The organism is Celerinatantimonas marina, from assembly GCF_046054165.1.
Taxonomy (GTDB): Bacteria; Pseudomonadota; Gammaproteobacteria; order Enterobacterales; family Celerinatantimonadaceae; genus Celerinatantimonas.
In genome coordinates this window covers 36706-61604 of the sequence record NZ_JBFNXK010000004.1, presented here as the reverse complement: position 1 = coordinate 61604, position 24899 = coordinate 36706, and the positions used below count along the sequence as shown (strand labels likewise).

Annotated in this window: 20 protein-coding genes; 9 read left to right on the top strand and 11 right to left on the bottom strand. The window is 43.0% G+C overall.

Annotated elements, in window-relative coordinates:
• Positions 1 to 131: 131 nt before the first annotated feature.
• Both zntR and ABUE20_RS05610 read left to right on the top strand, forming a co-directional pair.
• Entirely contained in the window at positions 132 to 539 is a 408-nt protein-coding gene (gene zntR / locus ABUE20_RS05615) for a Zn(2+)-responsive transcriptional regulator (RefSeq protein WP_408618870.1), read from the top strand.
• Complete coding sequence (locus ABUE20_RS05610) at positions 523 to 1698, top strand: SO_0444 family Cu/Zn efflux transporter (RefSeq protein ID WP_408618869.1); 1176 nt, start codon at positions 523 to 525, stop codon at positions 1696 to 1698. The genes zntR and ABUE20_RS05610 overlap by 17 nt, the downstream gene beginning before the upstream one ends.
• On the opposite strand, the gene ABUE20_RS05605 is transcribed toward ABUE20_RS05610, so the two are convergent.
• From ABUE20_RS05605 to ABUE20_RS05580, 6 genes are all read right to left on the bottom strand, one after another.
• Positions 1695 to 2120: a hypothetical protein gene (locus ABUE20_RS05605; RefSeq protein ID WP_408618868.1), complete on the bottom strand. Its 426-nt coding sequence runs from the start codon at positions 2118 to 2120 to the stop codon at positions 1695 to 1697. The genes ABUE20_RS05610 and ABUE20_RS05605 overlap by 4 nt on opposite strands.
• A gap of 367 nt (positions 2121 to 2487) precedes the next feature.
• Complete coding sequence (locus tag ABUE20_RS05600; protein ID WP_408618867.1) at positions 2488 to 2967, bottom strand: DUF986 family protein; 480 nt, start codon at positions 2965 to 2967, stop codon at positions 2488 to 2490.
• 60 nt (positions 2968 to 3027) lie between these two features.
• Entirely contained in the window at positions 3028 to 3870 is an 843-nt protein-coding gene (locus ABUE20_RS05595) for a PTS mannose transporter subunit IID (protein ID WP_408618866.1), read from the bottom strand.
• Positions 3871 to 3883: 13 nt separating this feature from the next.
• Complete coding sequence (locus ABUE20_RS05590) at positions 3884 to 4681, bottom strand: PTS mannose/fructose/sorbose transporter subunit IIC (protein WP_408618865.1); 798 nt, start codon at positions 4679 to 4681, stop codon at positions 3884 to 3886.
• Positions 4682 to 4732: 51 nt separating this feature from the next.
• Complete coding sequence (gene manX, locus ABUE20_RS05585; RefSeq protein ID WP_408618864.1) at positions 4733 to 5686, bottom strand: PTS mannose transporter subunit IIAB; 954 nt, start codon at positions 5684 to 5686, stop codon at positions 4733 to 4735.
• A 984-nt stretch (positions 5687 to 6670) separates the two neighbouring features.
• Positions 6671 to 8746: a TonB-dependent receptor gene (locus ABUE20_RS05580; RefSeq protein WP_408619061.1), complete on the bottom strand. Its 2076-nt coding sequence runs from the start codon at positions 8744 to 8746 to the stop codon at positions 6671 to 6673.
• Positions 8747 to 9387: 641 nt separating this feature from the next.
• On the opposite strand from ABUE20_RS05580, the gene ABUE20_RS05575 reads away from it, so the two are divergent.
• Both ABUE20_RS05575 and ABUE20_RS05570 read left to right on the top strand, forming a co-directional pair.
• Entirely contained in the window at positions 9388 to 11031 is a 1644-nt protein-coding gene (locus ABUE20_RS05575; protein WP_408618863.1) for a tannase/feruloyl esterase family alpha/beta hydrolase, read from the top strand.
• 181 nt (positions 11032 to 11212) lie between these two features.
• Positions 11213 to 11626, top strand: a complete 414-nt coding sequence (locus ABUE20_RS05570) for a GNAT family N-acetyltransferase (RefSeq protein ID WP_408618862.1) — start codon at positions 11213 to 11215, stop codon at positions 11624 to 11626.
• A 1366-nt stretch (positions 11627 to 12992) separates the two neighbouring features.
• Here ABUE20_RS05570 and ABUE20_RS05565 read toward each other — a convergent pair.
• Positions 12993 to 13745, bottom strand: coding sequence for an IclR family transcriptional regulator (locus tag ABUE20_RS05565; RefSeq protein WP_408618861.1), 753 nt, complete (start codon positions 13743 to 13745; stop codon positions 12993 to 12995).
• Positions 13746 to 13965: 220 nt separating this feature from the next.
• On the opposite strand from ABUE20_RS05565, the gene ABUE20_RS05560 reads away from it, so the two are divergent.
• Both ABUE20_RS05560 and ABUE20_RS05555 read left to right on the top strand, forming a co-directional pair.
• Positions 13966 to 15087: an efflux RND transporter periplasmic adaptor subunit gene (locus ABUE20_RS05560; protein WP_408618860.1), complete on the top strand. Its 1122-nt coding sequence runs from the start codon at positions 13966 to 13968 to the stop codon at positions 15085 to 15087.
• A gap of 55 nt (positions 15088 to 15142) precedes the next feature.
• Positions 15143 to 18250, top strand: coding sequence for an efflux RND transporter permease subunit (locus tag ABUE20_RS05555; RefSeq protein ID WP_408618859.1), 3108 nt, complete (start codon positions 15143 to 15145; stop codon positions 18248 to 18250).
• Positions 18251 to 18436: 186 nt separating this feature from the next.
• Here the strand turns inward: ABUE20_RS05555 and ABUE20_RS05550 are convergent, their stop codons facing one another.
• Positions 18437 to 18769 (bottom strand): hypothetical protein, encoded by a 333-nt coding sequence (locus tag ABUE20_RS05550; RefSeq protein ID WP_408618858.1) that lies wholly within the window; start codon positions 18767 to 18769, stop codon positions 18437 to 18439.
• A gap of 274 nt (positions 18770 to 19043) precedes the next feature.
• On the opposite strand from ABUE20_RS05550, the gene ABUE20_RS05545 reads away from it, so the two are divergent.
• Positions 19044 to 19865, top strand: a complete 822-nt coding sequence (locus ABUE20_RS05545; RefSeq protein ID WP_408618857.1) for a transporter substrate-binding domain-containing protein — start codon at positions 19044 to 19046, stop codon at positions 19863 to 19865.
• Positions 19866 to 19939: 74 nt separating this feature from the next.
• Here ABUE20_RS05545 and ABUE20_RS05540 read toward each other — a convergent pair whose 3' ends face one another.
• The 3 genes from ABUE20_RS05540 to ABUE20_RS05530 are packed head-to-tail and all read right to left on the bottom strand — an operon-like array spanning position 19940 to position 22213.
• Complete coding sequence (locus tag ABUE20_RS05540) at positions 19940 to 20173, bottom strand: non-oxidative hydroxyarylic acid decarboxylases subunit D (RefSeq protein WP_408618856.1); 234 nt, start codon at positions 20171 to 20173, stop codon at positions 19940 to 19942.
• Entirely contained in the window at positions 20173 to 21612 is a 1440-nt protein-coding gene (locus tag ABUE20_RS05535; RefSeq protein ID WP_408619060.1) for a non-oxidative hydroxyarylic acid decarboxylases subunit C, read from the bottom strand. Before ABUE20_RS05535 ends, ABUE20_RS05540 begins: the two co-directional genes overlap by 1 nt.
• Positions 21613 to 21643: 31 nt before the next feature.
• On the bottom strand, positions 21644 to 22213 hold the full coding sequence (locus ABUE20_RS05530) for a non-oxidative hydroxyarylic acid decarboxylases subunit B (RefSeq protein WP_408618855.1): 570 nt from the start codon (positions 22211 to 22213) through the stop codon (positions 21644 to 21646).
• A 186-nt stretch (positions 22214 to 22399) separates the two neighbouring features.
• On the opposite strand from ABUE20_RS05530, the gene ABUE20_RS05525 reads away from it, so the two are divergent.
• Positions 22400 to 22828: a MarR family winged helix-turn-helix transcriptional regulator gene (locus tag ABUE20_RS05525; RefSeq protein ID WP_408618854.1), complete on the top strand. Its 429-nt coding sequence runs from the start codon at positions 22400 to 22402 to the stop codon at positions 22826 to 22828.
• Between the two features lie 341 nt (positions 22829 to 23169).
• Complete coding sequence (locus tag ABUE20_RS05520; RefSeq protein WP_408618853.1) at positions 23170 to 24237, top strand: asparaginase; 1068 nt, start codon at positions 23170 to 23172, stop codon at positions 24235 to 24237.
• Positions 24238 to 24899 lie beyond the last annotated feature (662 nt).

Sequence of the window (24899 nt, the reverse complement as noted above, 5' to 3'; positions counted from 1 at the left end):
AAACCAATCCGTAAAGCGATGTTTCGGCCAATTTAATTAAATTTTGTTCAAATAGTATGCAATCCCCCTTGACCTTGGAGTTAGCTTTAAGGTTTATACTTAACATTGAAACCATGGAACTTGGGGGATTTATGTATCGTATTGGCGAATTGGCCCAATTATGCGGGGTCACGACAGAGACTATTCGTTTTTACGAGCGTCAAGGATTACTCACGGCACCGCCCCGAGCGACCAATGGTTACCGGTTGTATTCACCGCAGGATTTAGGGCAACTGAGATTTATTTTACGGGGTAAAAATGCGGGTTTATCCAATGCGGATATGCGAGAGCTCGTTGAAATTCGTAAGTATAAAGAGACGGTTTCCTGTCGGGAAGTCCGGCAGGTGATCGATAACAAACTCGAAATCGTGCGGGAGCAACTGGCGGAATTGAAGAATTTTGAAGCGTCTTTATCACATTTGAGTACGGTGTGTTGTGGGGGAGATGAAAGTGCGATCCATTGTTCAATCTTGGAGGCTTTAGATGATCTTATGGAATAATTTTGTCAGTTTATTTATCGAAGCCGCGCCGTGGTTGTTATTCGGCTATCTATTGGCTGCCGTGATTAAATATGGGATCCCGGCGCAGTGGATGGCACGTCATTTAGGTGATCAGCATTTTACTACCATACTTAAAGCCGCTCTGATCGGGGCGCCTTTACCTTTGTGCTCCTGTGGCGTGTTACCGGCCGCTTTAGGATTGCGGCGAGGGGGGGCTTCCAAAAGTGCCACGACTGCTTTTTTGATTTCGACCCCAGAAACTGGGGTGGATTCTATTGCGATTTCTTATGCCTTATTAGGGCCGGTATTAGCGATAACTCGACCTATCGCGGCCATTGCTAGTGCCATTGTCGCTGGAACGCTGGTGAGTTTAGATCAGCGTTCACAACCGAAGAAAATGGCTGTGACGCAGATTAAGGCTCCACTGAGCCCTGTCAATGCTTCGGCCTCTCCTTTGATGATGTCATCGTTGGTATTACAACCGCAGCCGGATCAAACTTCGGCATGCCATGGTGGCTGCTGTAGCGCACAAGATCCGCATGACGAACACGGGTGTCATGATGATTGTTGTGGGAAAGAAACATCGGCTCCGCATGAGTCGCCTTTGTGGAAACGTATTTTTAGCTTTGCGTTTGGTTCAATGGTGGCTGAAACATACAAGTGGTTAGTCGTTGGATTGATTTTTGCGGCTATTATTCAAAGTTATCTTCCGGCCAGTTGGCTAGAGCAGTGGGGATCCGGAGGGGTAGCCATGCTGATTATGGCGGTCATTGGTGTCCCAATGTACATCTGTGCGACCGGTTCGACCCCGCTGGCTGCTGGATTTCTCATCGCTGGGATTTCGCCGGGAGCGGTGCTGGTGTTTCTGTTAGCCGGGCCCGCCACTAATATTGCAACGCTGGCTTTGATCCGTAAAGAGATGGGCTTACGCGTATTAAGTTGTTATCTAACCGGCGTCATTGGTACGGCATTTATTTTCGGCGCCGGCTTAGATCAACTGGTTGCTTATTTCCATTGGACGATTCGTGGTGTAATGCACGGCTCGTCGCTGTGGGATTTTAATTCTATCGAAATCATTTTAAGCTGTTTATTGGCATTTTTGATGATACGGGCTTTTGTCAAAGAGCCGTGGTTCCCTTTACGTAAACAGGCTCATTAATTTGGGGTTTTTAAAGGTTGCGATGGTCGGTGAAAAAAGGCAACGCCTCCATCGCTGGTGTAGAGATCGCCACTATCGAAAATAAGTCCTGCTTTGATGGCGCTGATATAAAGTTTGATCATGCGATCCTTTTGGATGGTACAGCTTCCTTCATAGCTATCGTAAAGGGGGGTGGCTAGATAAAGTCGAATGCCTTCAATTCGCATGACCCCGGTAATTTTATGGCATCCCCCCTTCCCATATAAAGCCAACAGGTTGTTCTTTTTATACAATGTAAATTGAAGATAGTTATGGGAGTCAAACGGTGAAGTTGCTCGCCAAGTGGTATTATCAAAACGCTTGGGATCTAGCGGCGGTGGGTAACCGTTACATCCTTGTAGAAAAAGAGTAGAAATGATCGTTATCATAACAAGAGAACGCATAAAAATCCTTCTTTAGTGGTCTGTCCTTTAGACTAGCTCTCTGATTTAGTGTAACCAGTGCAAATGAAAAAAAAAGGATTCTGCTGATAAAAATATTTTATTTTTATCAGCTGTGCGGTTGCGTGATCTTTGATTTGATATTTTCTGTTGGCGGTGTTTGATTTTCCATGGCTAATGAACCTTCCCTGCAACTTCGTCGTGGTTGGTTTGTATCACTCATCAAGTGTTACCGACAGTTGTATTAGAAATGTACTTAAATGATCTGTTCATAATGAAGCTACGTCAGTCTTGTCCAATCTATAGATCAGATATATCGACCAAAGATTGGATAGTTTTTTGCACAATAGAATGAGCGTTATGAATTGGTTCAGGCGATTCGAGGTTGGGGCTTTTTTTGAAAATCGAATAACTCAGTGATTTTATCTAGGTCATCGATGTTATGCAGTTCAATCGGAAGTTGCCCTGAATCTAACCCGAAAACCAGAACACCATCTTCTGACAAGTTCATGGTTTTAATACGTTTATAGTCGATAAAGGCATTTGCGAAAAAAAATCCGTGCGATTTGAAGAGTAGTTTAGGATGGCGAATAAAGGCCAGATAGATGGACATGACGCCAATCATGGTTAATAAATAGGTCGTGAAATGGCTGCCGTGTGATGCGATATTCTGATAGAGCAAGATGGCGATGAGAGCAACGAAGATCAGACTGTCCAAGCGGGTTTTTCGGAGTAACTTAATTCGCAGGAGTGTGGTTCCCTTGCGGCGAGGCATGATCCACTCGTCATAGATCGCATATCCAAACAGCAATACAATAAAGACGATTAATCCAATATTTGTGAATGTCATTCAGGCTCCTTACAGCAAGAGACCGATTTGCACCGGTCTCTTTTGTTTCCTGTGTTTTAATTACAGACCTAACAGGCCAATCCAGTAACCGACAATCCCGATAACAAAGAACCCTAAGATAATCATCAGTGGGTTGACGTTTTTACGCATCAGCCACATACATCCTAAAGTTAAGAGCAATGGAATTAACCCAGGCATCAACTGATCTAAGATAGATTGTACGGTTGTAACATGGGTTGCTCCGGTTTGGTCTGTTACTTTGGAGATGACAACCGGCACGTTCACATGGGTCCATTTGTTAACCAACGCCCCCATGACAAAGAGCCCGAGAATCGATGCCCCCTCGGTCAGTTTTTGCAGGAAGCCACCACTGACATCGTTGACAATTTCCACCCCTTTTTTGTAACCGTAAGCGACCCCGTAATAACGGATCAACAATCGGCAAAGGTTAAACAGGAAGAAGAACAAAATAGGTCCTAACAGGCTACCTGTCATGGCAAGACCTGCACCTAAGGCACCGAATACCGGGCGCATAGTTCCCCAGAATACTGGGTCACCAACCCCGGCGAATGGTCCCATCAACCCAACTTTAATCCCGTTGATGGCCGCATCGTCGATTTCAGCGCCGTTAGCGCGTTGTTCTTCCATCGCAAGTGTTACCCCTAAAACCGGAGCGGCAACATAAGGATGGGTATTGAAGAATTCCAGATGGCGACGGATCGCTTGTTTGCGTTCTTCATTATTTTCCGGATAGAGCCGGCGGATCATAGGGACGACGGAGAAACAGAAGCCAAGGGCCTGCATTCGTTCGAAGTTCCATGAACCTTGGAACAGATTAGAGCGTAAAAAGACGCCGAAAATATCTGATTTGGTGATTTTTTTCTGATTAGTTGAATCGACCATGATTTTACACTCCTTAATCTAATTCGTTGTCTAAGTCGTCATCTGCAGTTTGAGCTTGAACGACTTGAGCTTGGTTATATTTTGGATGTAACTGGATGTAAACAATGGCCATGATGACGCCGATTACACCGAGAGCGACTAAGTTGAAGTTAGTAAATGCAGCGGTCACAAATCCTAAGTAGAAGAAAGGCATTAAGTAGCCGGCACGCATCATGTTGATGACCATCCCATAACCTACAACAACGATCATGCCACCTGCGATAGTCAAACCATTGGTTACTACCTCTGGAATAGCATCCAACATCGCGTGAACACTTTCAGTCCCTACGGTTACGGCAACAATTGTTGCTGGGATTGCAATACGCATGGCCTGCAAAAGCAGCGCAATACAGTGCAACCAACTGATGGCACTTAGGTTCCCTTCATCGGCCGCTTTATCGGCTGCGTGCTGGAAGCCCACAGTGATGGTACGAACAATAATAGTTAAAACCTGACCTGCAGCGGCCAGAGGAATCGCTAAGGCAATACCGGCACCGACGCTTTGTCCACCGGCGATAACCAAAATAGTAGATATAACAGATGCTAAAGCGGCATCAGGTGCAACAGCCGCACCGATGTTCATCCAGCCCAGAGCGATCATCTGCAAGGTCCCGCCGATGATAATCCCGGTTTTCATATCCCCTAAAACCAGCCCTACCAATGTACAAGCCACTAATGGTTGATGGAACTGGAACTCATCAAGGATGGAACTGAATCCAGCCAAGCAAGCAATAATGAAGATTAAAATAAGTTGTATGGTTGTGATTTCCATGAAATCTCTCCTTCATCACAAAGGTAACAGTCCTTTGGTTGAATCATGCGATTAGGCGTTTTTGTTAATCAAATCCATCATCCGTAATTTGGTATCTGTTGCCACTTTACGAACTTCAAGCTCAATGCCTTTCGCATCAAGTTGTTTGAATGATTCGATATCTTTGTCATCAACGGATACGGCATTATTGACTTGGGTTTTTCCCTGATGGAAAGCCATCCCGCCAATATTTACTGATTTGATCTCTACACCGCCTTCGACCAGCGCTAAGACATCAGTTGGATTCGTAAATAAAAACATGACTTTGTCGGTTGCATATTTAGGGTTGTTATAAACCCGAATTGCTTTTGCAACTTCAACAACGTGGGCTGTGACTCCTGGAGGCGCAACCTGTTTTAATAATGTGGAACGAACCGTATCTTTAGCAACTTCATCACTGACGACGATAATCCGGTTGACTCCGGTTTCTTTCGTCCAGCGAGTCGCCACCTGTCCGTGAATCAGACGGTCATCGATTCGGGCCAGACCAATTTTCATATGGCCCCCGGGTCCTGCCACCGCAGCAGGTGCCGCTTTAGGTTTCGGTTTTGCTGCGGGTTTGGCGGCAACCTGTGTTTTGAAGGCTTTTACGCCACCGCTGCCGGCTTCAAGTGCAACTTCAATCAGTTCTTTTAATGATGGGTCATCATCACGAGTCATAAATGTTTCCGTTAGCATTGGAACATTCACTCCCGTAATGACTTCGTAGTTATCTTGCTCATTGGCTATTCGGGTTGCTGCATTAAATGGGCTTCCCCCCCAAGTGTCGACTAAAAACATAACACCTTTAGAAATATCTAACTGGGCTAAGCATTTTTTATATTTTTCGACTAAGGTGTCTGCATTTTCCCCCGGCCGAAATTCGATGAACGAAACATTTTCTTGTTCACCGATTAGCATTTCTGCATTACGCAGAAGAGGTTCTGCTGCGGCGCCATGAGTGCCGATAATAATCGCTATACTCACGCTTCTTCCCCCATATCTATAATGAGATAAATTGAAGTAACCGGATAATTTATGCGTTGATCTCTTAACGTTTTTATATCTGTTTTCCGTATAAAGAATAAACGATGTTCTAAACTATCTTATTACTTATTCCCCTAATACATTACCGATGATAGTGCGAAAAAAATGTGACGATACGCAGCTATTACGTGATGATTTAAGGAAAATTTTTTTTGATAAAATTAATGAAAAGCTTGCCCTTAGTTGTGCTGCAGCGCAGATGGTGTCAAGCATGAAATATAATGTTACATTTAGTTACATTTAAGGGCAAACGTACTCGCTATAGCGTTTTTGTTCATGTTGCGGTTGTTTTTTATTCAACTATGAGCGTATTGAATTGGATACGTCAAGATATAAGTTCATCATGATCTAGAAAAAATGTGATTCCCACCGTATTTTTTATAAAAATATCAATAGGTTGTGCTGTGATTTCTTTTTGATGTATCATGCAGTGAACTCTGGTCATGACATCCGCTGCCATTTTGTATACCTGAGTTCAATTGTCTATGATATTCCCCATAAAAATGCTCGGTGTGGACGTGGATCATCAATAAAGTATGAAATGAATGAAAGCGTCATTTATATATTTCGTCGTCGTAATAAACTTATGGAGTATTGATAACGAAGAGTAGTGCACATTCGAATAAGAAAACAAATAAAAAATTCAAGTACTGTTTTGCAACACAGCGAGTATTTAAATAAAGCAATAATGGGGCTTAAGGCGGGTAGTATCAGGCTTGTGAGAATATATCGGTAACCCATTTAGTCATGCGTATTTTAGATCAGGTTGGCTAAAAATATAAATTAGGTTGTGGTTATATTTTATTCCATGAATCATGTCGTACGGAAGTGTTATTCAATATGAATACGCAGATTATAAATAAATTAATAATCTGCGTGAGGTTTAATTTAACGAACTATCGAAATCAAATTGAGCTATCTATCCTAAAATTGATAGTTCATCGAAATCCAGTAATTTCGGCCTGCCATGACGGTTCCGGTTGTGGCGCGAGTGGTATCAAAATAATCCCCTGCATATTCGGTGTTTCGGCCCGATCCGAAAGTTGACATATGGGTGAAATCCTTATCCAGTAAATTGTTGACAACCCCATTGAGGGTTAGCTCTTCAGTGAGGTGATAGGAGGCTCCAAGGTTGATCACTGTCCAGTCTTTCAGATTGCCTTTTTCATCCATAATCTGTTTTTGTACACTAGTCAGATTCCTATAATTACTGGTGTAACGTGGTGTTTTGCCATGATATTCAGCTTGGAGCCAGCTATTAAATTTCTCATTCACTTGCCAGTTCAACTTCGCATTGGCCATATTTCGTGCAGTACTACGAAGAGGTGCTCCATTATTGTCTCCCCCAATTTGTTGGCTGCGAGTATAGGTATAATTAAGGCTCAGATTGAGTGCAGGTGTAAACAGAGGGAAAGCGGTGGCCAGTTCGATGCCTTCTACTCTGGCTTTGCCGATATTCACGTAGGTATTGGTACTGCTATCAACACTGATACTGGAAATCGCGTTTTTATAGCGGTTGACGAAGAAGGTGATATTGGCGTTGAAGTCAGCATCATTCTGGTAATAGATACCTAGTTCATAGTTGGTGCTTTCTTCAGGATCCAGATCCGGATTCCCTATCGTGGATACGGTTCCGTTTCCGGTAATACCGCTGACTCCATCATGTAAATTACTGAGAGATGGCGTTCTATAACCGGTACTAACCCCACCTTTAACGGTCCAATCATCCAAGGCATGCCATACCAAATAGGCTCTGGGACTAAAATGTCCACCAAAGCTGTCATGGTGTTCATAGCGTAGCCCAACCGTAAGATCTAATGGGTCGATGATTTGCCAGTCATCTTCACCAAATAATGAATAGGATTTTTGCTTGAATGTTTCGCCAGTCGTGGTTAAGACGATGCCATCTTTCATGCGGGCATCCCAATATTGTCCCCCCATGGTTGTGACATGGCCATGGCCGACATTGGAGACTAACTTAGTATTTAAAATAGTATTGATGTTTTTAAGCTCTCGTTTATCACCCACCGCACTAGCATAAGCGGGTCCGATCGATTGAGATGTGAGTAAGCGACCCTTCGTTTGGGTGGTGGTGTAGGAGAGATCGGAATGCCAGTCACCGATGGATAAATCGGTATCATGTCCGACAATCAACTGGTTTTCTTCATAGCGTAGTGTGTCTTCATAGCCCCCGCCACTGGTTCCAACCGGCCCTAACTGATCTTTATCGTTATCATATTTTTGTCTGGCAACGTGTCCATCAATCCAAATGGTGTTCCAACTATGTGTGTTGTAGCTGAGTTTTCCTCCTAGCGTGTAGTTGCCACTCTCGGTTGGATACGGTGAACGAGTGGCACTGCCGGAACTATTTAAACTGGTAATACTTGAGCCTTGTCGGTGTTTGACTTGTCCTCGCAGAACAACATTGAGCTTGTCTTTAATGACGGGGCCTGAAGTATAGAAACTTACATTGGAGGTATCCCCCCAGCGATCATGTTCCTGAATATCGTGTCCGACATTGAAACTGCCATGCCAGCGATCCGTATTTTTCTTGGTGATGATGTTGACGACCCCACCAATAGCATCTGAGCCATAAAGTGTCGACATGGGGCCGCGGATGACTTCAATGTGATCAATGGCCGACATGGGGGGCATCATGGCACTGCTCATAGAGCCAAACCCATTGGGGGTGGTGTCTGTACTGGCAGACTGACGGACCCCGTCAATGAGGATCAACGTATAGTTACTTGGCATTCCTCGAATACTGACGGATAAATTTCCGGTTTTTCCCGTGTCACTACGGACATCAACCCCCTCAATGCCGCTTAAAGCCTCACCTAAATTCATATAGTTTTTAGTTTGTAGATCCTGCTGTGAGATCACGGATATGGATGCCGGAGAATCGGTGATTTTCTTTTGATAACCATTTGCCGTGACAACCATAACGGCGTTGTTTTGTGTCGGTTCTGCCGATACAGCAAAAGAAGGGATGGTGCTCATTATGACGGCAAGAGCCAAGGGGGTTAGCGTACAAGTCTTCACTATTTTAAGTCCTTATGGATATTGACATCCTATTTTTTGAAACTGCAAATGATAGTGATTGTTATTTTCATTTTCAATTTAATTGTGAGTTAAAAATAAAAATGTCAAAAATGATTGACTTATGGGATTTTATTTTGGCCTTAGGAAAACGCACAAAATTGGAGGGCGTGTCTGCAACGGGGGTCTCAGTATTCGAGGTCGCTTGCTGGGCCTTAATCAGGTTTGAATCGCACTTCAATAAGCATATAAGGAAGTCACTGTCTCTGCTCAGCGGTGTTAACGCTATTTTATATTTGAAAATTTTGGGGAAATTCTATAAATAACAGCTATTCTCATACCGTGTTATGTTGGTTTTTTGTAATCTTTTTGCTGTCAAATTAAGTTATATATAGCATATTCATGTTAATTAAATGAATGGTAAATTTATAAAACACCAGGTCAATGACATTTTATTGAATATGAAATATATAAAGTATATTTATATTTTAGATTGAAAAAACTAAATATAATTTTATTTATAAGCCGTTAATCTATAGCACGTCAAAATCTATATTTATTTTATGTTCGATGTTATCAACTTGATATAAAGGAAAAATACGATGAAAAACTCGGTTCAGAATTATTTCATCGGAGCATGTTGCTTAGTCGGAATGGTTCCTATGGTGCATGCTGCTACGGATTGGTCTGAGGCATGTCAGCAACTGCGGCAGGTTAAAGTTCCGGGGATGACGATTACCAAAGCACAGTGGCAGCCCGTTGGACCACTGCCCCGGGATCCTCATTCAGCATTAACAGGGGCTTCCGGAGGGCGTGAACATCTTCCAGAACATTGTCAGGTGCAAGGAGTCTTGAATCCTTATGTAGGTGTGGATCAGCAGCATTATGGGACTCATTTTGAAGTGCGCCTTCCAGTCGACTGGAATCATAGTTTGTTATTCCAAGGTGGAGGGGGGATGGATGGTTTTTTGGCTCCAGCCATCGGGGCAATTCCCAGTCATCGTTCTCGCGCGAAAGCGGCATTGATCCGAGGATATACGGTTGTCAGTATGGATGGTGGGCATCCGGAACGTACGGCGAGTTTTGGGTTTGATCAACAAGCCCGGATTAATTACGCCTATGCCTCTATTGGTGAGGTTACTATCGCGGCCAAAGTGATTAGTAAACAATTTTATGGCCAGTCATTAGAACATTCTATTTTTATGGGATGTTCAAACGGGGGACGGGAAGCCATGGTGGCTGCTCAGCGTTACCCGAATCAATTTGATGGCATTATTGCCGGTGATCCCGGATTTCATTTGAGTGCGGCTTCCATCGGTGAAGCTTGGGATAGCCAGTTGCTCATGTCGATTGCGCCTAAAAATAAAGATGGCGATAAGATTTTAGCTCAGGCGTTAACCGTAGATGATTTAAATTTACTCAGTCAAGCCGTATTAAAACAATGTGATGCATTGGATGGAATTAAAGATGGGTTGATTAATAATTATCAAGCCTGTCATTTTTCTGTGAAGACACTGACCTGTAAAGCCGATCAAAATAAAAACTGTTTAACGCCAGCCAAAGTGCAGGTGATCGATCAGATTTTTAAAGGAGCTCATGATAGTCAAGGAAATGCACTGTACAGCAGCTGGCCATACGATGCAGGGGTGAATACCCGCGGATGGCGAATGTGGAAATTGGGATCGTCTAAAACCCGATATTCTAATGCATGGAACATCACCCTGGGAGGGGATTCTCTTCCGCATTATTTTATGACCCCCCCTCTTAAATCATTCAGTTCTCTAGATTTTGATTTTGATAAAGATCCGCAAAAACTGAGTGAAATGGCGGCAATGAATGATGCGACATCCACTTTTTTGAGTTCATTTATCCATCATGGCGGAAAATTAATTATCTTTCAGGGAGTTTCGGATCCGGTGTTTTCCGCTGACGACATTGCACATTGGTATCAGCAGTTAGTCAAAAATTCTGGTCATGGCAATCTGGAGCAAACACAGCAATTTGCGCGATTGTTTATGATCCCTGGGATGACTCATTGTGGGGGTGGTCCGGCATTAGATAACTTTGATCCATTGACTGCACTTGAAAACTGGCTTGATCACGGTAAAGCTCCTCAAATGTTACCAGCCCATGGTGTGGCTCAATTTAGAGGGAAATCGCAACCGCTGTGTCCGTTCCCTGAGTATGCCCGTTATGTGAAAGGGGATCCGGATCAAATAACTAGTTACCGCTGTACTGCGGATTAGTGTGCCATTTAAATACAGATAGCTTTGATGTGTTCAAGGCTATCTTTTTTATGGCAAAATCCTGCCATTTGTAAACAGATTCTTTGTTTTTCCCATCTATTCGGCTATCGTATGCGTTCATAAAATGGACACAGTGGCCTATCTGGTTTGATAAGGCTATTTCTGAAAGAGAAGAGACGGTATGCAGATCCATAAAGTGATCAAAGAACAGGTCATCCCTATTCGGCATCAGGTGTTATGGCCGGATAAGCCGGTTGAGTTTTGTTGTCTGGAAGAGGATGCTCAGGGAATTCATTGGGGTGTTTTTCTGGAAGATAGGTTGGTCTGTGTCGCTTCTATTTATGTGGAACGTGATGAAGCTCGCTTACGTAAATTTGCAACTTTACCGGAGTTTCAGCGGCAAGGAATTGGTAGTGCATTAATCCGGCATATTATTGAAGTCCTGCATCAGCTGCCCGTTTCTCGACTTTGGTGTGATGCTCGGGAGTCTGCCTGTGCATTTTATCAGGGTTTAGGATTTACTCGTTGTAGCGACTGTTTTTATAAATCGGATGTTGCTTATTATCAAATGGAAATGGTTATCGGATTATCGTGACCTGTAATCGACCCTGGGGTTAAGTGACGTTCTTATGTTACGTTATTGGTCAATAAGATGATCAGCACTACCTTCACCATTTGTGAGTGCCTATATGGGAAGAACACATCGATATGATTCACATCGTGAGATGGCTTGACCATGAGCGATCGGAATGATGGACAATATAGCTCTATTTTTTAGTAAATAGTCTGTCCTTAATAAATAATAAATAATAAAATAATAAAATAATCAATAACAATTACTTAGATGCTATCAGATATTTTTAATTTTGATTTAACATGAATAAAATACCTGATGAGAGCAATGTCATGTGATGACTCATTTAGACTAAATAGTGAGTTAGTTTTAATAGATAGATTTGTAATTGATCATTTCCGGAAGGTGTATGTAATAGCATGATATTGTGATAAATAATCATAATGATATACCTTATTCTCCCAGTATTTACTTGAATATCCCTGAATGAAAGAGCTGATTCTGTAGCAAATATGCGCTATAACGCATATTCCCACACTTTTTAAGATGATAAAGTGAGATTAGATAGCATTTTTTATATCTCTAAAGTGTTAAGCCTTTTCAAGATGGAATTAATTATTGGTTTTTATAAATAGCATTAATAATCAATTAGTTATGTTTATTTTACTTGGCGGTTTTTTGGATGAGGCTCTATATTAATTAATTCTTTTGGATTGCATTAGTATTTTTAAATATGATTGAAAAGTCGTTAAATCATTATATGTATATATAATATAGATAAGAATTTAGGTATTCGTAATATATAAAAATATATAAAGGATTAGTCAATAATATAAAAATTGATATTGTTATTATTAATACTATTGATCATATTAAATGAAATAGATATTATAATAGATGTTCTATCAAGAACAGGGTCCTATTGACTGTGGGGCTCTTTTGCTTCTAAGGTTCGCCCAGCTTAATGCTGGGCTTTTTTTATCTTCGAAATTAGTTATTATGTATATAATAATCATATACATAAAAGAAGCTCAGCTTAGTTTACATTGTAAATAAGCTGAGCAGATAATAGGATGTTTGTGGTTTATTTTCGGTATTACTTAAGAGATTATTTATAGATTGATGCAAATGAAGCATCGGGTATAGCTATTGACTGTGGGATTATGCTCCTAAGATTTACCCAACTGATTGTTGTAACCTTTAAACATCTGCGGCAGATAGAGTATCTCTGCCGTTTCTCAGATTAAGCTAAAATCTCAAAAAATAAAATCATTTTTACTTTAATTTTAAGAAAAGGTGGACTGGGTTGGTTTTTAGTATAAAAACTTGTAATTAACATAAATACAGTTGATTTTTAAGGTTATTTAGAAAAAGCAACTGTGAGCTGCTAACCGATATTTTGTTCAATGGCTATTTTGCAGAGGCTCAGCGCTTCTTTATAGTGCTCCAGATTTTTAAAGTAGCGTTCTTTGGGAGCGACGACTGTAATTGCGAAGTCTCCCATGTAAGTTGGGAGTAAGGTTGAAATTGAACAAATTCCGTAAGAGTGTTCTTCATGATCTTCGGCAAACCCCGTTTCACGAATAGTTGCAATCTGTGTCAATAGTTCATCCAACTGGAGAGTATGTTCGGTGAATTTTTGAGGTTGAGTTCCTACCCATTTGAAAATGAGTGATTGCGAGAGTGTAGAGAGCAGGATTTTTCCATCGGAGGTCGAGTGCCCCGGCATGGAATACCCTAGGGGAAAAATAACGCCTAGTTTGGTTTCGGCTACGACGCGATCAATAACACAAATCTGATTACTGCGAATGCAAGAAAGTGCCACCGTTTCATCAATCGAATTACTGAGTTCTTGAAGTTCACGGCGGATGAGTAAAATGATATCCCCATAGCTTTTCTGACTGAGCAGCGCTAATGCCGGTCCTAATTGGTAGCCGTTCCCCGGTTTTAGCGATTTAACGAGTTTTTCGCTTTCCAATGCGTAGATAATTCGTTGGACTGTTGAGCGAGGCAGCTCGACTATGCCCGCAATGGCTGTAAGACTGAGCCCTTTAGGGTTTGCTCCCAGTGCTCGCATGATAGCCGCTGCACGGGCAATCACCTGAATTCCTGTTTTTTTCCCCGGTTTTTCTTCAGTCATGTTGTCGCATTTTTGGTTTTGCACAGATCCAGACTCAAGCTTACCAGAGTTATAGAACGCCATCACTTAAATAAAAAATGTAAATTTTTGTATCACATCGTGATTATCTGTACCGTTATGCGGTATTATGATGGTGTAATTACCTTAATAACTGTGATGTAGTTGGCATAATTTCTACTATCCATTTCCGTTCTTTATCTAAAAGAAAGATGTTATCAATATGAATATTATGAATTTTTCGAGCTATTTCGGCATTGTGTGTTTAGCGCTTACCTTAAGTGGTTGTCAGCATTCCGAAACAGTTCAGGCCCCCAAACAACCGGAGATCGGTGTTTATCAGTTATCTGCTCAGAATGTGTTGTTACACAGTGAACTTCCCGGCCGCACTGCCGCTTATCAGGTTGCTGAAGTTCGTCCTCAAGTGAGTGGCATTATCCAGAAACGACTATTTACAGAAGGCTCTGTCGTTCAGAAAGGGCAGCAGCTTTATCAGATCGATCCAGCAATTTATGAAGCAGATGTCGCTCGGGCCGAAGCTAACCAGTTAACAAGCCGGAATTTGGCTCGCCGTTATCAAGGATTATTAAAAGCGAAAGCGATTAGTCAGCAACAGTATGATGATGCTCAGGCGCAGTGGAAACAGTCTGAAGCGGATTTAAAAACAGCCCAAATTAATCTGCAATATACCAAAGTTCTGGCGCCCATCAGTGGGCGAATCGGTCGTTCTTCAGTCACGGCTGGGGCTTTAGTCAATGCAAATCAGGCAACCCCATTGGCATCGATTAATCAATTAGATCCTATTTATGTCGATATTAGTGAAGCCTCTACAGATCTGCTGCGATTACGTCAGGAACTCAAATCCGGTCAGTTGACGATGGCGGGTGACAATCAAATTAAAGTGAATTTGTTAGTGGGCGATCATGCGGCCTATAACCATTCTGGAACGTTGAAATTTTCGGAGGTTACAGTCGATCCCGGAACTGGCTCTGTGATCCTGCGAGCTCAGTTTCCTAACCCTGAAAGATTACTGATGCCTGGGATGTTTGTGCGAGCCAAAATAGCGGAGGGTATTCGTAAAAATACCATATTGTTACCAGAGCAAGCTCTCTGCCGTAATTTTAAAGGATTGCCTTATGTTTGGGTGGTCGGTCATGATCATATTGTCTCCCAGCGTCCGATTACCGTCTCTCAGACACTAGGGAATACCTGGATCGTTGAGTCAGGTCTAACTTCCGGAGAATCGGTAGTGACTGAAGGGATCCAGTTTGTCAAAAGCGGAATGAAAGTGAATCCGGTCAAAGCTGAAAACATCCATATCACGACCAGTTTTAGCGGCGAATAGCCGCTTTTCGTACATATAAAACCGCTCTGTTACTCAACAGAGTGAGGGGATCTTCATGTCTTTATTTTTTATTAACAGGCCGATTTTTGCCTGGGTTATTGCGATCGTGATTATGCTGGCCGGGGCATTATCCATTCTTAAATTGCCGATCAACCAATATCCAGATATTGCGCCTCCTGCCATTGCGATTATGGTCACCTATCCGGGAGCTTCAGCGCAAACAGTACAGGATACCGTGGTGCAGGTGATTGAACAGCAATTAAATAATTTGGATGGACTGCGCTACATTACTTCGGAAAGTAACTCCGATGGTAGCCTGACTATTATTGTGACTTTTGATCAAGGGACGGATCCGGATATTGCACAAGTCCAGGTACAAAATAAACTGCAACTGGCTACGCCTTTATTGCCGGAAGAGGTGCAGCAACAGGGGTTGCGGGTGGCTAAGTATCAACTCAATATTATGTTGATTGTGGCGCTTTATGCGACCGATGGCAAAATGAATCAGCAGGATATCGGGGACTATATTGCTTCGAATTTGAAAGACCCAATTACCCGAACCAAAGGTGTAGGGGACTTCTTAATGTTAGGAAGTCAATATGCGATGCGGATTTGGCTCGATCCCGATAAGTTGGAAAGTTATCAGTTGACGACGGATGATGTCATTGCTGCTATTCAGGCTGAAAACGTGCAAGTTTCGTCAGGATCTTTAGGGGGAAGACCTGCCCGTAAAGGCGTGCAGTTAAGTGCGACCGTCTTGGGGATGACGCGAATGACTTCTGCCGATGAGTTTAAGCATATTTTACTGAAAGTAAATGCAGATGGCTCCACTGTGCGTCTGAAAGATGTGGCCTCCGTGGGATTGGGTTCAGAAAATTTCTCGATTACCACCAAGCACAATGGTTATCCCTCTGCTGCGATTGCATTACGTTTAGCAACCGGAGCCAACTTGCTGGATACCGTCAAAGGCGTTCGGAAAACGGTGGCTGAACTTCAACCCTATTTCCCTGAAGGGTTAAAAGTTGTCTTTCCATATGATACCTCGCCAGTGGTTAGTGATTCGATCTTTGAAGTGGTAAAAACCCTATTGGAAGGGATTGTATTGGTATTTCTAATTATGTATCTGTTTTTGCAGAATATTAGAGCTACTTTGATCCCAACGTTAGCCGTGCCGGTTGTTTTACTGGGTACTTTTGGGGTGCTGGCCGCTTTTGGCTTCACAATTAATACGTTAACAATGTTCGGGATGGTATTGGCCATTGGGTTGCTGGTCGATGATGCGATTGTCGTGGTTGAAAACGTGGAAAGGGTGATGAATCAGGAGCATCTTTCCGCCAAAGAGGCCACGCGAAAATCGATGGGCGAAATTCAGGGGGCACTGGTTGGGATCGCGGTTGTACTGTCGGCTGTATTTATTCCAATGGCTTTTTTTAGTGGAGCAACAGGGATTATTTATCGGCAGTTTTCAGTGACGATTGTGTCAGCCATGGCATTGTCTGTATTAGTGGCTTTAATTTTCACGCCAGCACTGTGTTCGACCATTATGAAACCCAGCCATGTGGAGCATAGTACTCAAAAAGGTTTTTTTGGCTGGTTTAACCGTTCATTTGATTCCATGTCGAAAAAATATGAGCATACGGTTGAAGCAGTAGCTCATCGGAATAAACGCTCCTTTATTGTTTATGCAGTGATTATTGGGGGCTTAATTTGGTTATTCCCTAAAATTCCAACGGCATTCCTACCGGATGAAGACCAAGGGGTCATGTCGATTCAGGTCACGATGCCGCCGAATAGTTCCGCTCAGCATACTCAGATGGTCTTGGATGAAATTACGCATCATTTACTCACTCAGGAAAAAGACGTTGTGGACTCTGCTTATGCCGTGAATGGTTTTAACTTCGCGGGGCGAGGCCAGAGTTCCGGGTTGTTGTTTGTAGCGCTAAAACCGTGGGAAGACCGTACCGGTCATCATGATCGCAGTGTATTTGGATTAGCGAACCGACTTCGGAGTTATTTTGCAACGATTAAAGACGGCTTAGTGATCCCTATTGTTCCACCAGCCATTCTTGAATTGGGGAACTCCAGTGGTTTTGATTTATACCTACAGGACCGAGCCGGAGTTGGACATAAACGACTGATGCGAGCTCGGGATCAGTTCCTAACCTTAGCGGCACAAGATCCCATTTTAATGGGAGTTCGCCCCAATGGTATGAATGATGAACCTCAGTATCAGGTAGTGATTGATCGTGAAAAAGCTCGTGCTGAGCATGTCAGTATCAGTGATATTAATTCGACGATGAGTACAGCTTGGGGCTCCAATTATGTCAACGACTTTATTGATAAAGGCCGAGTTAAAAAAGTGTATGTGCAAGGGGACATGGATTCTCGTATTGCCCCGAAAGATTTTGATAAATGGTATGTACGCAATAGTGACGGAGACATGGTGCGGTTTTCAACATTTGCTTCAGGATACTGGACCTTCGGTTCGCCGAAACTAGAACGTTATAACGGGGTTCCTGCTGTGGAAATCCAAGGGGGGCCTGCGCCCGGGTATAGTTCTGGGGATGCGATGCGGGAAATCAGTAAGATTATGTCTCAATTACCATCTGGGATTGGCTTGCAGTATACCGGCTTGTCTTATGAAGAACGACTATCAGGCAGTCAGGCTCCATCGCTGTATGTCATTTCTATTGTCGTGGTCTTTTTGGCATTGGCCGCCCTGTATGAAAGTTGGTCGATTCCTCTTTCGGTGTTAATGGTGATCCCATTAGGGGTTATTGGTGCTGTATTAGCGACGTTAGGGCGCGGTTTGACCAATGATGTCTTTTTCCAGGTCGGATTATTAACCACGATCGGGCTTTCGGCTAAAAATGCGATTTTGATTGTGGAATTCGCAAAAGCGTTGCATGAACAGGGAATGCCGTTACTGAAAGCTGCTAGCCGGGCTGCATATATGCGGTTACGACCTATCTTGATGACTTCTTTGGCATTTGTGTTAGGGGTTTTACCGCTGACGATCTCCACAGGAGCGGGTTCCGGAAGCCAACACTCTATCGGGACTGGCGTCGTTGGTGGGATGTTAAGTGCAACTTTTCTGGCTATTTTCTTTGTACCGATGTTCTTTATCTTTGTCAGTCGGTTATTTAGCCGTAAGGAACAATGATTATATTTCATTCAGTAAGGAGGTATGAATGAGATGATGAATTGATAAGAGAAATAAAATCCAGTGACTTTTCCTAGCTTTTGGCTGGTGTTGATTCTCTTTGAGAATGGCGTTGGCCTTAAGCCGGGAATCCCTCCATTTGATGGGTTAGCGGTTATGCAATTTTCTTTGCTTTTTGCAGGCGCATTATTCGAGGGGCGTGAGTAATCTTGCCCATTCCACACTCTTGGTTAAAGGGGCTATGGTTGTAATGTGCATATAGCCCGCGCGATTTTGAATATGAGAGAGCTGCATTGCGTAGATTTGTGCTAATTCTTCAGCTTTCAGAGGAATAAACCATGCTTCATATTCATTTTCTTTTAGTTGTAGATTATTGAACCAATTTTTTTCTAAATATCGGTACAACCAGTAGCCGTGGCAGTCAGGGCACTGCAACACTTCAAATACGTCGGCATTGGATTCATAAACTCGTTTTATCAGCTGTAATGCTGATGTATCGCAACAATGGTTAAGTTTCATATTCGTAGGGCCTTTATCCTAGTATCTCATCGTAATCATTACTTTTTTAGATGAAAAGGGACATGAGTTGAAGCTGTGATTCAAGGCGAAATAATGCAGTCGGTATGGTTTGTTGATGTAAGGCCTGACGTAATGACGGATATATCTTCAACACATTAATTAGAGCGCCGATAATGCCCTGTGTTACCCAATAGATTGGCTTTCCTTCAGATTAAAATTCCGTTAAGTTAAGCGCACTTTATGAGAGCAAATAATGACAATGGAATTGCAAAAGATGTTATTTCCTAAAATAAAAAAACAAATCTATCAATTAGTGATCGGCACCGTTTTGATCAATGCTACTGTGGGGACCAATGCGGTTTTTGCAGCCGATCATACGGTTGAAGGTATTCTGAAATCAGGGCAGTTACGCTTATGCTTTGAGGCGGGGTACCTCCCGTTTGAGATGACGGCTAAAGATGGCCAGTATATTGGTTTTGATATCGATATTGCGAAGCATTTGGCTCATTCATTGGGGGTTAAATTTGTTCCGGTCAATACCGCGTGGGATGGGATTGTTCCAGCACTTAAAACCGGAAAGTGTGATTTTATTGCCGGGATGACGGTGACTCCCAAACGGAATCTGAGTGTGACGTTTGCCGATTCTTATTTGTTGATGGGGCAATCTATTCTGATTTCACCGAAGCTGAAAGATAAAATCCACAGCTATCGAGATCTGAATAATTCGAAATATACAGTAGCTACTCAGATGGGAACGACGGGAGCTCAAGGGGCCAAAAAATATCTCTATAACGCTAAAATTGATCTTTATGATACGTCAGCCGATGCCGTGTTGCAGGTCGCCAATGGTCAAGCCGATGCGTTCGTGTATGATATGCCGTATAACGCTATGTATGCGACAGAACATCCCCAGAAAGTCATTCATTTGGCACATCCGTTTACTTATGAACCCTTGGCGTGGGCTATTCGCCCCGAAGATTCTCAGTTCCTTAATTTGCTGAATAATTATATGAAGCAGATCAAAGGGGATGGGACTTATCAGCGGATCTACGACAAATGGTTTAAATCAGATAGCTGGAAGAAAAACATTCAGTAATGGTCGATTTTGAGCTAAGAGTCCTTAAAGCCTCTGGAAATATACAGAGGCTTTTTGAGATCTTTGGTCTCTAATCAGGCTTTATCACTGAGTAAAGGCGGTACTGAAGGGACCATCGGGGCGTTATCCATATCTTCTTGGGTCATTTTGAATTGTTCCGGATAATGCTCGCGAGAGGTTCGGCGCAAAGGTTCGGTGGAGCGCCAGGTATACAGGCAATGCTGGCATTGATAAACTTCCCATACATCTGCAATAGGTGATTTAGCTAGAGTTTCAATGGGGTCTTCGCCGCAACGTGGACAAATCATTATTTATTCTCCTGTTTCTGTTTTGCGATGAGTTCACTGAGTTTGTTTATCCAAGCTTTGGTTTCTGGTAGATCTTTCACCGGTTGGCTGTAGTGGCCACGATTGTCAGGAGCAACGGGCGTGGTGGCATCGATAATCAATTTATCAGTGATCCCGGCTGGAGATGATCCAGGATCGAGCTCCAAAACCGACATGTTAGGGAGCTGAACCAAATCGCCGGCCGCATTGACTTTAGAGGACATTGCCCACATCACTTGCTGCAAATCGAACGGGTCCACATCTTCATCGACCATGATCACCATTTTGACATACCCTAAACCATGCGGAGTTGTCATGGCGCGCATACCGACCGCCCGGGCAAATCCGCCAAAGCGTTTTTTGGTAGAGATAATGGCTAGCAGGCCGTGGGTATACATGGCGTTGACGGCTTGAACTTCTGGAAATTCGGCTTTCAGTTGTTTATACAGTGGTACGCAAGTTACAGGGCCTATCAGATAATCGACTTCAGTCCAAGGCATCCCTAAATAGAGGGATTCATAGATAGGATCGGTGCGGTAGGATACTTTATCGACGCGTACGACGGCCATATTCCGTCCCCCTGAGTAGTGGCCGGTAAATTCGCCGAAAGGTCCTTCGATTTCACGTACTCGACTTTCGATGACCCCTTCGATAATGACTTCTGATCCCCATGGAACATCAAAACCAGTCAATGGTGCGGTGGCGATAGGATAGGCTTTTTCCCGGAGCGCCCCGGCCATTTCATATTCGGATTGGTCATAACGAAGTGGGGTAGCGCCCATCAGGGTGATCATCGGGTCATTCCCCAAAGAGATCGCGACTGGCAGATCTTCCCCTCGTTCTTCTGCTGCGTGTAAATGAATGGCAATATCGTGCATCGGGATCGGTTGTAAACCTAATTTTCGTTTACCTTTAACTTCCAGCCGATAGATCCCAACATTTTGTTTGTTGAAGTCATCGGGAGCTAAGGGATCTCGTGAGATCGTACAGGCTTTATCCAGGTAAAAGCCGCCATCACCATCGTTTAAGCGAAAGAGAGGTAATATGTCGAATAAGTTAATGGCATCGCCATCAACGGTATTTTCGGCCCAAGGGGGATTATCTCGATGTTCCGGAGCGACGGGGAACAGATCCCAACGCCGAATCAATTCATCGATCTGGGCTTTAACGGGGGTACTGGCCGGAAGACCCATTGAGAGGGCATGGTTTTGCCATGATCCAATGGTATTCATCGTAATTCGGGCGTTATTAAATCCTTCGACGTTATCAAACCACAGTGCCGGCGCCCCTTCACCAATACGTCCGGTGGCGTTCGCTGCCGCAGCGATATCGGGCTCTGCTTTGACCTGTTCGGTAATTCTGAGCAGTTGACCATTTTCGTCTAATGATTGCAGAAATTCGCGCAAATCATCATATGCCATCATCTGTCTCCTTGGATGGTTAGGTGTAATGTTATTGATGAGGGAGGCCCTGCCAGCGTTTCGTATCTGGGTATTCCAGATCAAACTGGTCCAGTAGCCGAGCGATAATATGGTGTTTAATATCCTCGATCGTTTCTGGATTGGTATACCAGGCGGGCATGGGAGGGATCATACGGACGCCTTGTTGCGATAGCGCGAGCATATTTTCCAAATGAATCGTACTTAGAGGGGTTTCTCGAGGAACGAGTATCAGTTTGCGATGCTCTTTGATGATGACATCTGCCGCTCGACCAATTAAACCGTCGGCATAACCGGCGCGGATCCCCGCGAGTGTTTTCATGCTACAGGGAATGATGATCATTCCATCGGTTTTGAATGATCCAGATGAAATGGCGGCGGCTTGATCGTTAGGTGCATAGCAGACATCCGCTAATTGCCGGACTTCTTCGGCAGTGTAGGGAGTTTCTAATTTGATTGTGGTTTGAGCCCACTTAGACATCACTAGATGAGTTTCAACTTCTGGAATAGCTTTTAGCGCTTGTAACAGGCTAACACCCAGTGGTGCTCCTGTTGCACCAGTCATGCCGACGATTAGTTTCATGTTGCCTCTCTCAAACATAAAGTTCGTATACGAACTTTAATTACATTAACCTGAAATATAAGATAAAGATATAGTGCCAGATCAATAAAGATCGTGTAAGAACTAAAGAGAGTATGAAAAGAGAATTGCATCAGAATCTGTGCTAGTGTTACGAATAGTAAAATTTCTCAACCAGTTGATGCAGGAATGCGTGCCAATTTAGACCACATTGCTTTTCACCTCATGCGTAAGTTGTTTCAGGAACATACCGCGAGTTGGCAAACAGCGCTTTCGACAGTGACCAAACCGCAGTATTCAGTGATGCGGGCTATTGCGGCGGATCCCGGTATTAAACAACACGGACTGATCGAAGCGGCCGTATCGACCAAAGCCACTCTGGCCGAGATGTTAGCGCGGATGGAAAAACGCAATTTGATCTACCGTCAGCAAGATATTGAAGATAAACGTAGCCGCTGTGTGTACCTTACTCAGGCTGGTTATGCCTTATTGGAATCAATCACGCCTCTTGCTAATGGGATAGATGAATCCTATTTAAAGCGGCTTTCGTCTTCTGAGCGAAGTGAATTTGTTCGATTGCTGCATAAGATGATTGCACAAGAAGAGCAGGGCGCTTAAAAAGCTTTGAGTGGCTAAATCATTCGTCAGTTATTGGTTGTTAATTGATCGTCTGTGTATCTCCTTCCCTCCTCCTTCTTTAGTCAAACCGATATCGTTTCGGGTCATGATATGCTCCATAACTATGCAGGAGGACTAATTTAGTGCACAGATTACATTCTATATTCCATGTGGTGACGTCAGCATTCGGATAAATGAATATTTGAAATGGCATAAAGGTTGCTCAATGTAACGGACTGATTTAGTTCAATTTTATTGATATAAAACATAACTATGATCGTGGTAATGGTAATATGAAATAAATCGGAACAAATAATTTTTTATGTATATGGAGTTGTTGCATGACTTTGTTCAGAATTCTAGGCGTAGCGGTAATGATGCTTTTCTCGTCGGTATCGATTGCCAAAACAAACCAACCTAACGTGGTTATTTTAGCAACTGGTGGAACAATCGCTAGCCGTGGTAGTAGCAGTATGTCTCTGACTGATTATGGTAAGAGTACCGGGAATCAACCCATCGGTATTCAGTCTATGATCGATGCCGTACCGGAGATGCTTAATTTTGCTCATGTGACTGGCGAGCAATTATATAACGTGGGAAGTTCCAAACTATCGTTGGATAACTGGCTGACCTTGGCTAAGCGGATTAATCAATTGCTCAAATCCGACAAAGTCGATGGTATTGTGGTGACGCACGGAACTGACACGATGGAAGAAACAGCCTATTTTCTAAATTTAGTCGTTAAAAGTGATAAGCCGGTGGTTCTGGTAGGCTCAATGCGTCCATCAACAGGATTAAGTGCAGATGGCCCCCTTAACCTAGCAAATGCCGTTGCGCTAGCGGCTAGTCCTGAAGCTAAAGGCAAAGGCGTGATGGTTGTGATGAATGATCAGATCAGTAGCGCGTTTGGGGTGACCAAAACCAATACTGATAATGCTGCCACTTTTAAAGATCCTAATACTGGTTATTTGGGATATATGCAGAATTTTAAACCATTCTTTGTTTCAACTCCTTTGCAAAAACATACCACTCAAAGTGAATTTGATATCACTAATTTAGACACCTTGCCTCGAGTGGATGTGAACTTTACGACGCTTGGTTCTGATGGGGTTTTAGTGGATGCGGCGGTTAAAGCTGGTGCCAAAGGGATTGTGAATGCCGGTGTGGGTCATGCGAATATGCCAGTAGCTACGATGGAAAGTCTTGAAAAAGCCAAAGCAAAAGGAGTGGTGATTGTTGTTGGTTCTCGGATCAATAGCGGTATTGTGACACCTAAGGGAAAATATGTGAAAGCGGGTTTTGTTTCCGCCATGATGCATAATCCACAAAAAGCTCGTATTTTGTTAATGTTGGCTTTGACTAAAACGCATAATATTCAAGAAATTCAGCGGATGTTTAATGAGTATTAAAAAACGTAAAATGAACAATACTCAGTAACTTATATTTAACCATTCGTCTGGGGTTATTTTTGAAGAAAAACGCAGTGTAATTGCCCTGATAGATGAACGATAATACCCATCGATAGCCTAAGAGAAAACGACAAAGATTTATGGTTTGGGCCATAAATCTTTGCTCTAGACCCATTCAACATTTAGATCCATTCATATTCCAAGAAACCTGACTCCCTACTTAGAGTCAGAGCTATGCAAAGCTCTACCAGAGCGCTCTCAAATAGTGATAACTGGCTCAATCTGTTCTCTGTTTCTGATCCTTCAACGCTTAAAGAAGTCGTCTTCATTCTAGAAAAAAGGATGAAGGGGCAAATATGTGTTGTTTGAAGCCTATGCGGCGAAAAGATCAAGCTAAAAACTGACGAGATAAATCCATATCGGATGTCGAAGTTTGTGAGACTCGGTCATCTTGATTCAGCACTTTTACTTTGGAAAAGAATAGGAGAAACTATCCCACTACGATATGTTCTAATACGAAGAGTATGCCGATTTTGGGTGATGTTTTTTGCGGCAATGAGTGTTGATTTAGCTAAAGCAAGTAGCGGCTATTGCACTAAGAGCCCTGAATGATCCTCAATTTTATCATTAATAGAAATACCACAATGGCAGCCAATTTTGTC

Excerpts from the sequence above, each read along its gene's own strand:
- ABUE20_RS05565 (WP_408618861.1), bottom strand. The coding sequence starts at position 13,745 with ATGACTGAAGAAAAACCGGGGAAAAAAACAGGAATTCAGGTGATTGCC.
- zntR (WP_408618870.1), top strand. The coding sequence starts at position 132 with ATGTATCGTATTGGCGAATTGGCCCAATTATGCGGGGTCACGACAGAG.
- ABUE20_RS05525 (WP_408618854.1), top strand. The coding sequence starts at position 22,400 with ATGCGTGCCAATTTAGACCACATTGCTTTTCACCTCATGCGTAAGTTG.
- ABUE20_RS05595 (WP_408618866.1), bottom strand. The coding sequence starts at position 3,870 with ATGGTCGATTCAACTAATCAGAAAAAAATCACCAAATCAGATATTTTC.
- ABUE20_RS05590 (WP_408618865.1), bottom strand. The coding sequence starts at position 4,681 with ATGGAAATCACAACCATACAACTTATTTTAATCTTCATTATTGCTTGC.
- ABUE20_RS05560 (WP_408618860.1), top strand. The coding sequence starts at position 13,966 with ATGAATATTATGAATTTTTCGAGCTATTTCGGCATTGTGTGTTTAGCG.
- ABUE20_RS05520 (WP_408618853.1), top strand. The coding sequence starts at position 23,170 with ATGACTTTGTTCAGAATTCTAGGCGTAGCGGTAATGATGCTTTTCTCG.
- ABUE20_RS05530 (WP_408618855.1), bottom strand. The coding sequence starts at position 22,213 with ATGAAACTAATCGTCGGCATGACTGGTGCAACAGGAGCACCACTGGGT.
- ABUE20_RS05575 (WP_408618863.1), top strand. The coding sequence starts at position 9,388 with ATGAAAAACTCGGTTCAGAATTATTTCATCGGAGCATGTTGCTTAGTC.
- ABUE20_RS05540 (WP_408618856.1), bottom strand. The coding sequence starts at position 20,173 with ATGATTTGTCCACGTTGCGGCGAAGACCCCATTGAAACTCTAGCTAAA.
- ABUE20_RS05570 (WP_408618862.1), top strand. The coding sequence starts at position 11,213 with ATGCAGATCCATAAAGTGATCAAAGAACAGGTCATCCCTATTCGGCAT.
- ABUE20_RS05610 (WP_408618869.1), top strand. The coding sequence starts at position 523 with ATGATCTTATGGAATAATTTTGTCAGTTTATTTATCGAAGCCGCGCCG.
- ABUE20_RS05555 (WP_408618859.1), top strand. The coding sequence starts at position 15,143 with ATGTCTTTATTTTTTATTAACAGGCCGATTTTTGCCTGGGTTATTGCG.
- ABUE20_RS05580 (WP_408619061.1), bottom strand. The coding sequence starts at position 8,746 with ATGAGCACCATCCCTTCTTTTGCTGTATCGGCAGAACCGACACAAAAC.
- ABUE20_RS05545 (WP_408618857.1), top strand. The coding sequence starts at position 19,044 with ATGTTATTTCCTAAAATAAAAAAACAAATCTATCAATTAGTGATCGGC.
- ABUE20_RS05550 (WP_408618858.1), bottom strand. The coding sequence starts at position 18,769 with ATGAAACTTAACCATTGTTGCGATACATCAGCATTACAGCTGATAAAA.
- ABUE20_RS05600 (WP_408618867.1), bottom strand. The coding sequence starts at position 2,967 with ATGACATTCACAAATATTGGATTAATCGTCTTTATTGTATTGCTGTTT.
- ABUE20_RS05535 (WP_408619060.1), bottom strand. The coding sequence starts at position 21,612 with ATGGCATATGATGATTTGCGCGAATTTCTGCAATCATTAGACGAAAAT.
- ABUE20_RS05605 (WP_408618868.1), bottom strand. The coding sequence starts at position 2,120 with ATGCGTTCTCTTGTTATGATAACGATCATTTCTACTCTTTTTCTACAA.